The following is a 1,544-nucleotide window of genomic DNA, read 5'->3' as shown; positions in this document are numbered from 1 at the left end:
AGGCTTCTCTGGTTGTATCTCCGTTAATGCCCTTATTGATGATACGCCACTTTGGGAAATCTTTCTTAAGACACGCAGGGTAAGCAATATGATCTAAAACGCCGTATCCATAAGTAAGACTGTCACCAAAAGCAACGATTGTAAAAGGATCCATTTCTTTCACTCCGATTCATTCAAAATTGTTTGAGGACGTCTCGTCATCTATGCTGGGAAAAAAAGGCAATATGGTTTTTTTGTGGCTTCGGCTGACAAAGGCTTCCTTGTCTGAGTTAAAAAAGAATATCCCCCAAGGTTCCTTTGACTTATCAACATAAGAAATATTTTCTAGGTTAACAATAAATGAACGATGCGTCTGCACAAAATTTTTGTCAGATAGAGTGCGCTGAATTTGATAAAGGGGACATGGTACATGAATTGCCTCATTCTTAAGATGAATGATTGATTTTTTCATGGTGCTTTCGATATATAGTATTTCGCTGTAAGGGAGATTGTAAAGTCCCTTAGGGGTATTGATCTGACAAAACTTGCGTTCAATAGAATGAATTTTTTTGTACATGCCCACATAGTATTGTAACAAACTATTTAATGCTTCTTTCTTTTTATTATCCAAGGGAAGCAAAAAACATTCACAGGACCGCCAATGGACAAAAGCAGTTACAAGATATTCGATTTTGCTTGAAAAAAGCAGAATCGGTGTGTGTAGATGTTGCTCATGGTTTCTTAACGAAAAAATGACACTGCGCACGGGCATGATGTCTTCTTCAAAACTGAAAAAGAAACAATTAAATTCATGATGTTCAAAAAGAGTGAACCATTCTTCTTTTGTACTAGCACAAGAAACTTCGATATGACCGCATTTTCCACAAAAATCTATTAAATATTCTTGTGTGGGTGCGTCAAAAAAGCCTAGCAAAATCGAAAACATTTTGGCACCTCTCTAAAAAAATTTTATTAACAGTATATCACAAAGCATGAATGAAAAAAAGATATTTTGTTAAAAAAACAAAATTTATGCATGAAAAGTAGGTGATTTATTGCAAAAGCTTGAAGAAATTTATAAATTACTGCCTACCGATGTAGAAAAAAGGATAAAAACAGAGGTGGCATTTCAGGACGAGCAGATACAAGAGATACGCCTTCGTGCCCTAAGACCACTTTTTGTAAAAACAAATAAGAAAAAATATTTCTTATCTGATGAAAATGGGGATTGGATCATCTCCAGTAGGCATATTAAGGAAGCGGTGGAGAAATTAGGAGGTTACTCTTTATATGCTTTTGAAGAGGAACTGAAGCAAGGATATTTAACAGTTTTAGGTGGACACCGTGTAGGGTTTTGCGGCAGAGCCGTTCTGGAAGATGGAAAAGTAAAAACCCTGCGGCAAGTCAGCAGTTTAAATATACGAATTGCAGGAGAGGTAAAAGGTTGTGCAGAGGAATGGATTCCCTATTTATTTGAAAATAACCAACTGTGTCACACGTTCATCGTATCCCCTCCTGGGTGCGGAAAAACCACCCTGTTGCGGGATATGATTCGCTGTCTCAGC

General features: G+C 37.0%; 1 protein-coding gene and 1 pseudogene. One reads left to right on the top strand and one right to left on the bottom strand.

What is annotated here, in order from left to right:
• Nucleotides 1–169: 169 nt before the first annotated feature.
• Entirely contained in the window at nt 170–925 is a 756-nt protein-coding gene (locus RTK36_RS01360) for a LytR/AlgR family response regulator transcription factor (protein ID WP_312043539.1), read from the bottom strand.
• A gap of 109 nt (nt 926–1,034) precedes the next feature.
• Here RTK36_RS01360 and RTK36_RS01355 point away from each other — a divergent pair.
• A pseudogene (locus tag RTK36_RS01355) lies at nt 1,035–1,544 on the top strand (stage III sporulation protein AA); the annotation flags it as partial.

It is taken from the genome of Anaerotignum sp., assembly GCF_031981185.1.
In the GTDB taxonomy this organism is placed as follows: Bacteria; Bacillota; Clostridia; order Lachnospirales; family Anaerotignaceae; genus Chakrabartyella.
The sequence above is the reverse complement of the archived record's forward strand: the minus strand, read 5'-3'. Positions and strand labels throughout refer to the sequence as shown.